General features: G+C 71.6%; 13 protein-coding genes and 3 tRNA genes. 4 read left to right on the top strand and 12 right to left on the bottom strand.

Features of this window, described 5'->3' with window-relative positions:
* Window positions 1-16: 16 nt before the first annotated feature.
* The 3 genes from nusG to OOJ98_RS17270 all read right to left on the bottom strand — a co-directional run bounded on the left by nusG (window position 17) and on the right by OOJ98_RS17270 (window position 1,526).
* Window positions 17-976 carry a transcription termination/antitermination protein NusG gene (gene nusG / locus OOJ98_RS17280; protein ID WP_267055801.1) on the bottom strand — a complete coding sequence of 320 codons (960 nt, stop codon included), beginning with the start codon at window positions 974-976 and terminating at the stop codon, window positions 17-19.
* Between the two features lie 74 nt (window positions 977-1,050).
* Entirely contained in the window at window positions 1,051-1,347 is a 297-nt protein-coding gene (secE, locus tag OOJ98_RS17275; protein ID WP_053731183.1) for a preprotein translocase subunit SecE, read from the bottom strand.
* Window positions 1,348-1,453: 106 nt separating this feature from the next.
* Window positions 1,454-1,526 (bottom strand) — tRNA-Trp (locus tag OOJ98_RS17270).
* A gap of 259 nt (window positions 1,527-1,785) precedes the next feature.
* Here OOJ98_RS17270 and OOJ98_RS17265 point away from each other — a divergent pair.
* Both OOJ98_RS17265 and OOJ98_RS17260 read left to right on the top strand, forming a co-directional pair.
* Window positions 1,786-3,024, top strand: a complete 1,239-nt coding sequence (locus OOJ98_RS17265) for a pyridoxal phosphate-dependent aminotransferase (RefSeq protein WP_267055800.1) — start codon at window positions 1,786-1,788, stop codon at window positions 3,022-3,024.
* 117 nt (window positions 3,025-3,141) lie between these two features.
* Complete coding sequence (locus OOJ98_RS17260; RefSeq protein ID WP_267055799.1) at window positions 3,142-4,161, top strand: adenosine deaminase; 1,020 nt, start codon at window positions 3,142-3,144, stop codon at window positions 4,159-4,161.
* A 71-nt stretch (window positions 4,162-4,232) separates the two neighbouring features.
* Here the strand turns inward: OOJ98_RS17260 and OOJ98_RS17255 are convergent, their stop codons facing one another.
* On the bottom strand, window positions 4,233-4,829 hold the full coding sequence (locus OOJ98_RS17255; RefSeq protein WP_267055798.1) for a TetR/AcrR family transcriptional regulator: 597 nt from the start codon (window positions 4,827-4,829) through the stop codon (window positions 4,233-4,235).
* An 88-nt stretch (window positions 4,830-4,917) separates the two neighbouring features.
* Here OOJ98_RS17255 and OOJ98_RS17250 point away from each other — a divergent pair, with 88 nt between their 5' ends.
* Window positions 4,918-5,550, top strand: a complete 633-nt coding sequence (locus OOJ98_RS17250) for an NAD(P)-dependent oxidoreductase (protein ID WP_267055797.1) — start codon at window positions 4,918-4,920, stop codon at window positions 5,548-5,550.
* 123 nt (window positions 5,551-5,673) lie between these two features.
* Here OOJ98_RS17250 and OOJ98_RS17245 read toward each other — a convergent pair whose 3' ends face one another.
* From OOJ98_RS17245 to OOJ98_RS17210, 8 genes are all read right to left on the bottom strand, one after another.
* Window positions 5,674-6,729 carry a UDP-N-acetylmuramate dehydrogenase gene (locus OOJ98_RS17245; RefSeq protein WP_267055796.1) on the bottom strand — a complete coding sequence of 352 codons (1,056 nt, stop codon included), beginning with the start codon at window positions 6,727-6,729 and terminating at the stop codon, window positions 5,674-5,676.
* A gap of 412 nt (window positions 6,730-7,141) precedes the next feature.
* A complete protein-coding gene (locus OOJ98_RS17240; protein WP_267055795.1) occupies window positions 7,142-8,608 on the bottom strand; it encodes a DHA2 family efflux MFS transporter permease subunit in 1,467 nt (488 codons plus the stop codon).
* Between the two features lie 88 nt (window positions 8,609-8,696).
* Complete coding sequence (locus OOJ98_RS17235) at window positions 8,697-9,257, bottom strand: TetR/AcrR family transcriptional regulator (RefSeq protein ID WP_267055794.1); 561 nt, start codon at window positions 9,255-9,257, stop codon at window positions 8,697-8,699.
* A gap of 89 nt (window positions 9,258-9,346) precedes the next feature.
* On the bottom strand, window positions 9,347-9,781 hold the full coding sequence (locus OOJ98_RS17230; RefSeq protein WP_267055793.1) for a MaoC family dehydratase: 435 nt from the start codon (window positions 9,779-9,781) through the stop codon (window positions 9,347-9,349).
* Between the two features lies 1 nt (window position 9,782).
* A complete protein-coding gene (locus OOJ98_RS17225) occupies window positions 9,783-10,235 on the bottom strand; it encodes a MaoC family dehydratase N-terminal domain-containing protein (protein ID WP_267055792.1) in 453 nt (150 codons plus the stop codon).
* A gap of 139 nt (window positions 10,236-10,374) precedes the next feature.
* Window positions 10,375-10,539, bottom strand: a complete 165-nt coding sequence (rpmG, locus tag OOJ98_RS17220; RefSeq protein ID WP_003956487.1) for a 50S ribosomal protein L33 — start codon at window positions 10,537-10,539, stop codon at window positions 10,375-10,377.
* A gap of 88 nt (window positions 10,540-10,627) precedes the next feature.
* Window positions 10,628-10,700, bottom strand: a tRNA-Met gene (locus OOJ98_RS17215).
* A 44-nt stretch (window positions 10,701-10,744) separates the two neighbouring features.
* Window positions 10,745-10,817, bottom strand: a tRNA-Thr gene (locus OOJ98_RS17210).
* Between the two features lie 231 nt (window positions 10,818-11,048).
* Between OOJ98_RS17210 and OOJ98_RS17205 the strand changes: the two genes are divergently transcribed.
* Window positions 11,049-12,323: an amidohydrolase family protein gene (locus tag OOJ98_RS17205; protein WP_267055791.1), complete on the top strand. Its 1,275-nt coding sequence runs from the start codon at window positions 11,049-11,051 to the stop codon at window positions 12,321-12,323.
* Window positions 12,324-12,356 lie beyond the last annotated feature (33 nt).

Raw genomic sequence — 12,356 nt, 5'->3', positions numbered from 1 at the left:
CCGACCGGCGGTGCCGCTAGTTCTTCTGGATCTGGTCGAAGCTGAGCTCGACCGGGGTCTCGCGACCGAAGATCTCGACGAGGCCCTTGACCTTCTTCGAGTCGGCGTTGATCTCGTTGATCGTCGCCTGCAGCGTCGCGAACGGGCCGTCGGTGACGGTGACCGAGTCGCCCACCTCGAAGTCCAGGACCTGGACCTCGACCTTGCGCTGCGGGGCCGGCTTGCCCTCGGCCTCGGCGGCCTCGCGGGCCGCCTTCTCCTCGGCCTCGGGGGCGAGCATCTTGACGATCTCGTCGAGGGTCAGCGGGTACGGGTCGTAGGCGTTGCCCACGAAGCCGGTGACACCGGGGGTGTTGCGGACGACGCCCCAGGACTCGTTCGTCAGATCCATGCGGACGAGAACGTAACCGGGCAGCTTGTTCTGCCGGACGTTCTTGCGCTCGCCGTTCTTGATCTGGACGATCTCCTCTTCGGGGACCTCGGCCTGGTAGATGAACTCCTCGACGTTCAGCGAGACGGCACGCTGTTCGAGGTTGGCCTTCACGCGCTTCTCGTAACCGGCGTACGTGTGGATGACGTACCACTCGCCGGGCAGGAAGCGGAGCTCCTGGCGCAGGGCCTCGACGGGGTCGACCGGGGCGGCGGGCTCCGCCGGCTCCTCGGTCTCGTCCTCGTCATCGGAGGCTTCGGCGTCATCGGTCTCGTCGGCGTCGGCGGACTCGGTGGGCTCCGCGGACTCCTCGTCCGACTCGGCGTCCTCTGCGTCGCTCGCCGCGGCAGCCTCGACCTCGTCGGTCTCGGGCTCGGCGGTCTCGGCGTCGTCGGACTCGACGTGCAGGGCAGCCTCTTCGGCCGCTTCGCCCGCAGCGGCGTCGGCAGCCTCGGCCTCGTCCTCGTCGGACGCCTCGACGATGTCGAGCTCGTCCTCGACGGACTCGACCGACTCGGAGGCGTCGTTCAGGTTCGGGTCAGACACGGTGGCTGCTTCTTCCTGGCTACAGATGGGGTGGAACATGCGAAAGGGGCGCCAAAAGGGGCGCCCTTCGCGGATCAGCCGAAGACGTACTTGACTACCTGCGAGAAGCCGGAGTCAATCAACGTCACGATGCCAATCATGATGACGACGAACACGATCACTACGGAGGTGTACGTCGTCAGCTGACTGCGTGTCGGCCAGACAACTTTTCGGAGTTCGGCGACAACCTGCCGGTAGAAGAGCGCGAGACGGCCCAGAGGGCCCTTCTTTCCGCGCTTACCGCCCTTGCGGGCCTTCTTCTTCGAATCCTTGGACTCCGCTGCCTCGTCCTGGGCATCAGGCATGTCGATGGAGCCCACGGCGTCCGTCACGCTTCTCACCTGATTCCGGGTCATGGCCGTGCCGCGCCCGGTGGAGCCGCACGGCGGTGCATTGAAGTACGTACATGCGCACACATCCTGGCGAAGGAGTGTGTAGCAGGGCCGGAGGGACTTGAACCCCCAACCGCTGGTTTTGGAGACCAGTGCTCTACCAATTGAGCTACGACCCTTTGTGGTTCCCCCAACCTACCGCATGCGGTGGTGTGGTCGGTGAGGGCCAACAGGCAGTGAGTGTACGTGGTCGGCGGCCCGGCGTCGAACAGCTTCCCCCCGGACACCCCGCGGTCACCTCCGCACCCTCGCCCCACCACCGCCGGATCCCGGCCGCGCCACCGCCCCACCGCACGCGGTTCGGACGCCTGTCCACATGCTGACCGGTCCGTGAAACGCGGGTGCTCCCGCCGCGGCAGGTCTGGGACCATGGCCCGCATGAGCGCTGCAACTCCCTCGTCCTCCTCCCCCACCGAGCGCCGGGTCTCCGCGCGCATCGGTGCGATCTCCGAGTCCGCGACCCTCGCCGTCGACGCCAAGGCCAAGGCCCTCAAGGCCGCCGGGCGCCCGGTGATCGGCTTCGGCGCGGGCGAACCCGACTTCCCGACGCCCGACTACATCGTCGACGCCGCGGTCGAGGCCTGCCGCAATCCGAAGTACCACCGGTACACGCCGGCCGGCGGGCTGCCCGAGCTCAAGGCGGCCATCGCCGCGAAGACCCTGCGCGACTCCGGGTACGAGGTGGACGCCTCGCAGGTCCTGGTGACCAACGGCGGCAAGCAGGCGATCTACGAGGCGTTCGCGGCGATCCTCGACCCGGGCGACGAGGTCATCGTGCCGGCTCCGTACTGGACCACCTACCCCGAGTCGATCCGCCTCGCGGGCGGCGTCCCGGTGGACGTGGTGGCCGACGAGACGACCGGCTACCGGGTCTCGGTGGAGCAGCTGGAGGCGGCGCGCACGGAGCGGACGAAGGTCGTCCTGTTCGTCTCCCCGTCCAACCCGACCGGCGCCGTCTACACCGAGGCCGACGCCGAGGCCATCGGGCGCTGGGCCGTCGAGCACGGCCTGTGGGTCATGACCGACGAGATCTACGAGCACCTGGTGTACGGCAGCGCCGCGTTCACCTCGCTGCCGGCGATCGTGCCCGAGCTGCGCGACAAGTGCATCGTCGTCAACGGCGTCGCCAAGACCTTCGCCATGACGGGCTGGCGGGTCGGGTGGATCATCGGCCCGAAGGACGTCGTCAAGGCCGCGACCAACCTCCAGTCGCACGCCACCTCCAACGTGTCCAACGTGGCCCAGGTCGCCGCGCTCGCCGCGGTCACCGGCAACCTGGACGCGGTCGCGAGGATGCGCGAGTCCTTCGACCGGCGCCGTACGACGATGGTGCGGATGCTGAGCGAGATCGACGGCGTCGTCTGCCCGACGCCGGAGGGCGCCTTCTACGCCTACCCGTCGGTGAAGGGCCTGCTCGGCAAGGAGATCCGCGGCAAGCGCCCGCAGACGTCGGCCGAGCTCGCGGCGCTCATCCTCGACGAGGCCGAGGTCGCGGTCGTCCCCGGCGAGGCCTTCGGCACCCCGGGTTACCTGCGCCTCTCGTACGCGCTGGGCGACGAGGACCTCGTCGAGGGCGTCTCGCGCATCCAGAAGCTGCTGGCGGAGGCGCGGGACTAGGTTCCGTCGCGTCACCTCGCGGGAGCGGGCCCCCTGGGGCCCGTTTCTGCGTTCGGGGCCGGTCCCGATCGGGGAAAGGGGCTGCCGGAAACCGGCCGGGTGCGGCAAGATCCCTGGATGGAGCACGTACGTGATGTCTCTGCCCTGCCGAAGGCCCATCTGCATCTGCACTTCACCGGGTCCATGCGGCCCGCCACTCTGCTGGAGCTCGCCGACAAGTACGGCGTACGGCTGCCCGACGCGCTGACCGGCGCGGAACCCCCGAAGCTGCGGGCCACCGACGAGCGCGGCTGGTTCCGCTTCCAGCGTCTCTACGACACGGCCCGGTCGTGTCTGCGGGCCCCCGAGGACATTCAGCGCCTGGTGCGCGAGGCCGCGGAGGAAGACGTCAGGGACGGCTCCGGCTGGCTGGAGATCCAGGTCGACCCCACCTCGTACGCCCCGCTCCTGGGTGGCCTCATCCCGGCCCTGGAGATCATCCTGGACGCGGTCGACGCCGCCTCGCGCGAGACGGGGCTCGGGATGCGGGTCGTGGTCGCGGCGAACCGTATGAAGCACCCCCTGGACGCGCGCACCCTGGCCCGGCTCGCGGTCCGCTACGCCGACCGGGGCGTGGTCGGGTTCGGCCTCTCCAACGACGAACGCCGGGGCATGGCAAGGGACTTCGACCGGGCCTTCGCCATCGCGCGCGAGGGCGGGCTGCTCGCGGCCCCGCACGGCGGCGAACTGGCCGGCCCCTCCTCCGTACGGGACTGCCTCGACGACCTGCACGCGCGGCGGATCGGGCACGGGGTGCGCGCCGCGGAGGACCCGCGCCTGCTGCGGCGCCTCGCCGACAAGGGCATCACCTGCGAGGTGTGTCCCGCGTCCAACGTCGCCCTCGGTGTCTACGAGAAGCCCGAGGACGTGCCGCTGCGGGTGCTGTACGACGCGGGCGTGCCGATGGCGCTGGGCGCGGACGACCCCCTCCTCTTCGGCTCGCGCCTGGCGGCCCAGTACGAGATCGCCCGCCACGACCACGGCTTCACCGACCCCGAACTGGCCGAGCTGGCCCGCCAGTCGATCCGTGCGACGGCCGCGCCCGCGGACGTGCGGGAGGGATTGCTGGCCGGAGTGGACCAATGGCTCGCACAGTGACCGGGCCGTAGCTCCCAGGACGCCGGGTGCCCTACAGGGGCACGGGGGTCCCGGCCGGTCCCGCTCGGCCGCTACCCGATGCCCCGCAGGACCGTCCCCGCGACGGCCCGCGCGAAATCCTCCAGCCCCTGCGGCGGCACCCCGTCCGGCGTCATGTCGTACGCGAAAGCCCGCTGCGCGCACGCCCCCAGCAGCAGGCACGCCGCGGCGTACGTGTCCGCGTCCTGCCGGACCCGCCCCGCCCGCTGCTCCGCACGGAGATACGCGTCGAGACCCTCCATCGGCACGTGCGGCCCCGCGCCGAGTTCCCGCAGCGCGTCGTCGTGGCGGCGCTTGAGCTGCGGATCCGCGTACAGCGACGCCGCGATCGGGAAGCTCTCCGCGTAGAACAGCGCCGCCTGGCGCGCGACCTCCGTCAGGTTCTCCGCCACCGACCGCTCCCCCGGCTCCGCCGCGAGCCGCTCGACCAGCGGGCCGAGCTTCGGCAGCCGCTCCTTGAGGACCGTCACGAACAGGTCCTCCTTGCTCGCGAAGTGCTTGTAGAGCGCCGCCTCCGAACACCCCGCCGCCTTCGCGATCTCCTTCGTCGTGGCCCGCGCAAGCCCGATCGTGTGCATCAGCTCATGCGCGGCGTCGACGATGCGGACACGAGCGGGCGGCGATTGCATGTGTGCTCCAACGAGACTTGACGCGTGGGTGAGTACTTACTCACTCTAGGGGTGAGTGAATACTTACCCACCCTAGGAGGGTGAAGCGATGAGGCTCACGGTCTTCGGTGCCACCGGCGGCATCGGCCAGGAAATCGTCAAGCAGGCGCTGGCTTCGGGCCACGAGGTCACGGCGGTGGTGCGCGACCCGGCCCGGTTCGCCGTGACCGGCCCCGGCCTCGACGTCGTACGGGCCGACCTCACCTCCCCCGACCCCCTGCGCGCGGCGGTCGCCGGACGGGACGCGGTGCTGTCCGGGCTCGGCGCCCGCAAGCGCTCGGACGCCGGCATCACGACCCCGCTCACCCGGGCGGTGCTCGCCGCGATGGAGGCCGAGGGCACGCGGCGCATCGTCGTCGTGAGCGCGGCCCCCGTCGGACCCGAGGCGCCCGGCGACGGGCTCCTCGACCGCGGCATGCGGTCCCTGATCAGCACCCTCCTGAAGGAGGTGTACGTCGATCTGCGGGCGATGGAGGACGCGTTGGCGGCCAGCGCCACGGACTGGACGTCCGTACGCCCTCCCAAGCTCACCGACAAGCCGCTCACCGGCGTGTACCGCCGGGTCGTCGGCGGCAACCCCCGGGCCGGGCGGACCATCGCCCGGACGGATGTGGCCCACGCGATGCTGGCCTGCGTCGGCGACCCCGCCACGGTGAAGCAGGGTGTGGGGGTGGCGTACTGAGGCCGGGCCGCCGGTGAAGGGGGAGAGTAGGGGCGGGCCGGGTCGAAAGGGAGCGTCACGGGGCGCTTCCCTTCGGCCCGGCCTTGTCCGGAGCCGGTCAGATCCGGTTCGGTCCGGTGGGGCTCAGAGCTCTACTCCCACGCCCACCGGCTCGTTCACCAGGGTCACCCCGAAGGCCCGCTCCACACCGGCGACGACCTCGCGGGCGAGCGCCAGCAGGTCCTCGGTCGTGGCGGCACCCCGGTTCGTGAGGGCGAGGGTGTGCTTGGTGGAGATGCGGGCGGGGCCGGTTCCGTACCCCTTGGTGAACCCGGCCTTGTCGATCAGCCAGGCCGCCGAGGTCTTGGTGCGGTCGGCGCCGACGGGCCACGCCGGGGGCGTCACGTCCGCGCCGAGCCGCTCCTGGGCGCGGGCGAGGAACGCCGCGTACGCCTCGTTGGGGAGGATCGGGTTGGTGAAGAACGACCCCGCCGACCAGGTGTCGTGGTCCTCCGGGTCGAGCACCATGCCCTTGCCGGCGCGCAGCTTGAGCACGGTCTCGCGGGCGGTGGCGGCCGGGACGCGGTCGCCGGGCTCGACGCCCAGGGTGCGGGCGGTCTCGGCGTACTTGACCGGCGCGGACAGCCCGCCCGCGTCCTCCAGGTCGAAGACCACGCGGAGCACGACGTAGCGGTCGGGGTGCTGCTTGAAGCGGCTGTGCCGGTACGAGAAGTCGCACTCGGCGTTGGTGAGCGTGACGGTGGCGCGGTCCTGGCGGTCGTACGCGACGACGTGCGTGATGGTGCTGGAGACTTCCTGGCCGTACGCGCCGACGTTCTGGATCGGGGTCGCGCCGGCCGAGCCGGGGATGCCGGCGAGGCACTCGATGCCGGCGAGCCCGGCCTCGACGCTGCGGGCCACGGCGTCGCTCCACACTTCGCCTGCGGCCAGTTCGAGGCGGGTGCCGTCGAGCGCGAAGCCCCGGGTGGCGATGCGCAGGGCGGTGCCGGCGAAGCCCTTGTCACCGATGAGCAGGTTGCTGCCGCCGCCGATGATCAGCAGCGGGGTGCCGCTGTCGTCGGCCTCGCGGACGGCGGCGATGACCTCGTCGTCGGTGGTGGCGGTGACGAGGCGGTCCGCCGGGCCGCCGAGGCGGAGGGTGGTCAGGGGGGCGAGGGGGGCATCGTGGAGTTCCTGCACGGGGTCCAGCGTACGGGGGCGCGGCCGTGCGGCGGGCAGTGCGGGGCGGTCAGCGCGGGGCGGTCAGCGCGGCCGGGTGCGGGGCGCGCCGGGTCCGCGGCGTCATCGGCCGTGGAGGGGGCGCCGCCCTGCGGTCGGCAGTGCGGCCGGGTGCGGTCGGCCCGCGCCGCGTCCCCACCGGGGTGGTGCGCCCTATCGGGGGGTGGGGGGTGTGAACGCGGCGGGGTACCTCCTCATACGTCGCGCCCGTACAGGCCCGCCCTACGGGAACCCGGCGCCGGCACTCCTCCTTGCGGGGGCACCCCGCCACGTCCCCACCCGGCCGGACAGCGTCCGCCCCATGTGCGCCACCACCTTCAAACCCCATGGCCAGTGGTTACCCCGGCGGGCGGGCGGGGAGAGCCGCCGCCGCTCAGGCCACCAGCTCTCGCTCGGGTACCGGGTCCTCGGTGACCCCCGGGAGGGGCGTCGCCCGGCGGGGGAGCAGCGCCGCCGCCACCGCCGCCACGGCGACCGCTCCCGCGCCTGCCCACAGCGCCGGGCCCAGGCCGTCGACGAAGGCCTGCGCCGATCCGTAACCGCCCTGTGCGGAGAAGACCGACGCCAGTACCGCGATGCCGAGCGCACCGCCGACTTCCCGGAGCGCGTTGTTCGCGCCCGAGGCGATGCCCTGTTCGGAGGGGCGCACGCTCGACATCACGAGGTTCGCCGCCGGGGCGAAGTACAGGCCCATGCCGATCCCGCTGATGATCAGCGCCGGCAGCTGCTCCGCGTACGACATCTGCGGCGAGACGATCAGCGCGAACCAGGCGAGGCCCGCGGCCTGGAGCGCGAGGCCCGCCGCGACGACCGGCCGCCCGCCGATCTTGTCGGACAGGAAGCCCGCGATGGGCGCGGCGATCATCGGCATGCCGGTCCAGGGCAGCATGCGCAGGCCCGCCTCGGTGGGCGAGTATCCGATGACGTTCTGCAGGAACTGGCTGAGCAGGAAGATCGAGCCGAACATCCCGACGAACATCAGCAGGCTCGCCGCGTTGATCGCCGCGAACGCCCTGCTGCGGAACAGCCGCATCGGCAGCATCGGGTTCGCGGCGCGCATCCCGTGCACCACGAAGCCGGCCAGCAGAGCGCCGCCGAGTATCAGCCCGGTGAGCACGGTCGCGCTGGTCCAGCCGTCCGGGTTGCCGCGGATCAGCGCGTACACGATCCCGAAGAGCCCACCGCTGGCGAGCAGCGTGCCCACGATGTCCAGCGGCGCACCCGTGCCGTACGACTCGTTCAGACGCAGCCGGGCCAGCGGCAGGACGAGCAGGCCGAGCGGAACGTTCAGCCAGAAGATCCACTGCCAGGACGCGTGTTCCGTCAGGCTGCCGCCGATCAGCGGGCCGGACGCCACGGCCAGGCCGTTCACCGCGCCCCAGATCCCGTACATCAGGCCGCGCCTGGCCGCGGGCACGGCCGCGGTCAGCAGCGTGAGGGTGAGCGGCATCATGATCGCGGCGCCGACCCCCTGGATCGCGCGGGCCGCGATCAGCCCGTCGATCCCGGACGACAGCGCCGCACCCGCCGAGGCGCCGGTGAAGACCGTCAGCCCGGTGATGAAGAGCCTCCTGCGCCCGAACCGGTCGCCGAGCGCCGCTCCGAACATGAGCAGCACCGCGAAGGTGAGGGTGTACGCGCTCACCGTCCATTCGAGGTCGTCGAGGGCTCCCCCGAGATCCTCCCGGATCGAGGGGAGCGCGGTGGTGACCACCAGGTTGTCCAGCGCCGCCATGAACCCCGCGACACTGGTCACCGCCAACGCCCAGCCCGCACCCCAGCGTTGCCCGCCCGGCCGCCCCCCTGTCGGTCGGTCCGCTCGCTCCTGCTGCTTCGGCATGGTTCCCCCTACGAAGTGAAGTGTTCTGGATTAGTTATTGATCACTAACTTTGCGCGGCAGCCGTGGCCCGGCAAGGCGCTCCGGCGGCTATCCGCCGCACATCCCCTGCGGCCCGTTGAGCCCTTCCCACACCCGGTCCTCGGGCGGGAACCCCAGCGCCACCAGGGTGTTGATGAGCATCCCGCACGCCAGGAACGACGTCGCCCCGGCCGCGTCCGCGCCCAGCGCCAGCAGGATCGTGTCGTACAGCTCCGTCCACCCGGCCCGTGCCGCCTTGCCGAACTCGTGGTCGCCCGACGCCTCCGCGGCGGCCGCCGTCACGTAGATCTGCATCTGCAGGAGCAGCTTGTCCCGGTCCTCGGTGATCAGCCGCTGGTAGGCGTCGCCCATCGCCGCGAGGGCCTCCTCGCCGCGGAGCCCCTCGGACGCGCCCTGGAAGGCCGCGATGATCTCCTCGACGCAGCGGCCGGAGGCCGCGAGGAAGATGGCCTGCTTGTTCGGGAACAAGCGGAAGAGGTAGGGCTGCGAGACCCCCACGCGCTTGGCGATCACCTCGGTGGAGGTGCCGTGGTAGCCGTTGCGGGCGAATTCGACCATCGCCGCACGGACCACGCTCTCGCGCCGCTCTTCTGCGCTCATCCTCACCATGGGCAGTAAGTTAGTGGTCGATAACTAACTTGGTCAAGGGGAGGCAGCCCGCGGGACTCCGAGGGCTCGCCCCCGGAGTCCCTCCGGCATCAGGCCAGGCGCACGACCGCCCGGGACATGCCGAGCACCTTCTGGCCGGCGCTCATCGCGGTGAGGTCCACGCGGACCGTACGCGCCTCGTCGTCGAGCTTCGCCGCCACCTTGGCGCTGACCTCGATCAGCGCGCCGGTGTCGTCGTTCGGCACCACGACCGGCTTGGTGAAGCGCACGCCGTACTCGGTGACCGCGCCCGGGTCGCCGACCCAGTCCGTGACCACGCGGACCGCCTCGGCCATGGTGAACATGCCGTGCGCGATGACGTCGGGGAGCCCGACCTCCTTCGCGAACTTCTCGTTCCAGTGGATCGGGTTGAAGTCGCCGGACGCGCCCGCGTACTGCACGAGCGTGGCCCGGGTCACGGGGAAGGACGCCGACGGCAGCTCGGTGCCGGGCTCGACGTCCTCGTAACGGATCTTCGCGGTCATCTCAGGCCCCCTCGGCCGCTCGGGACACCAGCTTGGTCCAGGCGGTGACGACGTGTTCGCCCGCCTCGTCGTGGACCTCGCCCCGGATGTCCAGGATGTCGTTGCCCGCGAGGGACTTGATCGCCTCGATGGTCGAGGTCACGGTGAGCCGGTCGCCCGCGCGGACGGGACGGCTGTACGCGAACTTCTGGTCGCCGTGCACCACCCGGCTGTAGTCGAGGCCCAGCTGCGGGTCCTGGATGACCTGGCCGGCCGCGCCGAACGTGATGGCGAACACGAAGGTCGGCGGGGCGATCACATCGGTGTGCCCCAGGGCCTTGGCCGCCTCCGGGTCGGTGTAGGCCGGGTTCTCGTCCCCGACCGCCACGGCGAACTCGCGGATCTTCTCGCGGCCGACCTCGTACGGGTCAGTGGGCGGATAGCTCCGCCCCACGAAGGACTGGTCGAGCGCCATCGGCTGGCTACCTCCTGTTGATCAGGAATGAAGGGTGCTCATGACGGGGGTGGCGCGCTGCTCGCGCGCCAACGCCGAGAGGCCGCTCCCCGATGTGGGGAACGGCCTCTCGAACGAGCCTGAGTGCCAGACGCCGTGGTTAGCGGGTCTCGCGGTGCGCAGTGTGCGAGTTGCAGCGCGGGCAGTGCTTCTTCATCTCCAGTCGGTCCGGGTTGTTACGCCGGTTCTTCTTGGTGATGTAGTTCCGCTCCTTGCACTCCACGCAGGCCAGCGTGATCTTCGGGCGGACGTCGGTGGCAGCCACGTGAGTGCTCCTTGACGGACGGGTTGACGGATGAACGCATAAAAGAGTAGCCGATCGAAGGACCGACCCCACAATCGGCTACCGTGTGTAGCGGTGACCGGACTTGAACCGGTGACACAGCGATTATGAGCCGCTTGCTCTACCGACTGAGCTACACCGCTTTGATACGGAGTCCCTCACCCGAAGGTGAGGGCTTCCGCACCAGAGCCCCAATACGGAATCGAACCGTAGACCTTCTCCTTACCATGGAGACGCTCTACCGACTGAGCTATTGGGGCGAGCGAGGAAGACATTACACGCACTCTCGCCGATCGCCCAAATCCGTTTCGTGCCGCCCTTCGAGCCGTCTCCCGAGGCCCTGTCCCACCGGTCCCGTAGGCCACTCAGGGCCACACCGGTACGACTATTCCGCTCCTCCTCGATGCACGGGTGGGGCCGCCCTAGGCTCGGCTCACGCTGCGTGATCTTGCCCGCCCGAGCCCGATCACCCGAGCCCGATCAGGAGCGCGATGTCCGACAGCCACCAGCAGCCGGCCCACTCCCCCGGCACCGGCGAAGGCCCCGACCCCACCTCCGGCTCTTCGCTGTTGCTGTGCGGCGCCAGACTCGCCGACGGCCGGAGCGTGGACGTGCGGCTCGGCGGCGGCCGCATCGAGGCGGTGGGCACGGTGGGAAGCCTGGCCGCGCACGGCTCCGCGCGCGTGGACCTGACCGGCTTCCTGCTGCTTCCGGCCCCCGCCGAGCCGCACGCCCACGGCGACACCGCGCTGACCGCCCTCAGCGCGGACGGCCCGGTCTCGTACGCCGTCGAGGAGGTCCAGCGCCGGGCCACCGAGGCCGCCCTGCTCCAGCTCGGCCACGGCGCGACCGCGCTGCGCTCGCACGTACGCATCGACGAGGTCAGCGGGCTCGACCCGCTGGAGGCGGTGCTCCAGACCCGGCGCTCCCTGCGCGGCCTCACCGAGCTCGCCGTCGTCGCGGTGCCGCGGCTGCTGACCGGGGTGGCAGGCGCCGACGGGCTCGCCATGCTGCGCGACGCGGTCAAGATGGGCGCCTCCGTGGTCGGCGGCTGCCCCGACCTCGACGCCGACCCGGCCGGCTACGCCGAGGCCGTCCTCGAACTCGCCGCCGAGCACGGCTGCGCCGTCGACCTGCACACCGACGCCGCCGACCCGGCGCGCCTCGCCCGCCTCGCCGCCATGTCCGGCGGGCTGCGCCCCGGCGTCGTCATCGGCCCGTGCGGCGGCCTCTCCCGGCTCCCCCGCGAGACCGCGGCCCGCGCCGCCGACCAACTCGCCTCCGCGGGCGTCGCGGTGACCTGTCTCCCCCAGGGCGGCTGCGGCATGACGGACCGTCAAGGCGCAGCTCCCGTACGCCTGTTGAGGTCGGCCGGGGTGCGACTCGCGGCGGGGAGCGGCTCCTTGCGCGACGTCTCCAACCCGGTCGGCCGCGGCGACCCGCTGGAGGCCGCCTACCTCCTCGCGTCGCAGGCCGGTCTGCGCCCCGATGACGCGTACGCGGCGGTGAGCACGGTGGCCCGCGAGACGATGGGCCTGCCCGAGGTGCGCGTGGAGGCGGGCTTCCCCGCCGAGCTGCTCGCCGTACGGGGCGACCGCATCGCGGGCGTGCTCTCCCTCGCGTACAGCCGCATCGTCATCCACCGGGGCCGTGTGGTGGCCCGTACGAGCGCGGTGCGCGAGTACTGCGACTCGGCGGCCGCGGTGGCCCTTGACCTTCCCCGGCAGGGCCGCTCGGAGTCCGGGCGGCCCGGCGAGCCCGGCTGACCCCTGCCCGGCGGGCGGCGGGCGGCGGGCGGC

This window comes from Streptomyces sp. NBC_00083 (assembly GCF_026343295.1).
Classification (GTDB): domain Bacteria; phylum Actinomycetota; class Actinomycetes; order Streptomycetales; family Streptomycetaceae; genus Streptomyces.
The sequence above is the reverse complement of the archived record's forward strand: the minus strand, read 5'-3'. Positions and strand labels throughout refer to the sequence as shown.